The 580-nt window shown below is 68.3% G+C and carries 1 pseudogene; it reads right to left on the bottom strand.

The features are described 5' to 3' along the window. Positions 1-580 (bottom strand): annotated as a pseudogene (locus JWG43_RS20640) (N-acetylglutaminylglutamine synthetase); the annotation flags it as partial.

Below are 580 nucleotides of genomic sequence, written 5' to 3' on the forward strand. Positions count from 1 at the left end.
GCGGTCGGTTGAGGTTCGTGGTTGGCCAGGCCGGGGCGCTCATTAGCTTCGATGAAGGCGTAGTCGGGTTCACGCGGCGACTTCACCATCAGGTCGATGCCGGTGACCGGGATATCGATGGCGCGGGCGGCGGCGACGGCGGCGCGGATCAGCGCGGGATGCACCTCTTCCGTCACGTCATGGATGGTGCCGCCCAGATGCAGGTTGGCGGCCTTGCGAACCAGGATCTCCTCACCATCCGGCGCCACGTCGTCGAGGCGATAGTCGGCCTCGGCCAAGGTGCGTTCCGTCTCGGCGTCGATCGGGATGGTGGATTCCCCGCCGGTGGCGGCGGCGCGACGACGACTTTGGTGTTCGACAAGGGCGCGCAAGGTCGAGCGCCCGTCACCAACGACGCGCGGCGGACGACGCAGGGCGCAGGCGACGACCTTGTAGTCGATCACTACCAGCCGGAGGTCCTCGCCTTGGACCTGTTCCTCGACCAGAACCTCGGAACAGATGCGGCGCGCCCGGACCAGAGCCGGCTGGACCTCGCTCATCGTCGTCAGGCCCACCGCGACGCCTTGCCCCTGCTCGCCAC

The organism is Desulfobulbus alkaliphilus (assembly GCF_016918545.1).
Classification (GTDB): domain Bacteria; phylum Desulfobacterota; class Desulfobulbia; order Desulfobulbales; family Desulfobulbaceae; genus Desulfobulbus; species Desulfobulbus alkaliphilus.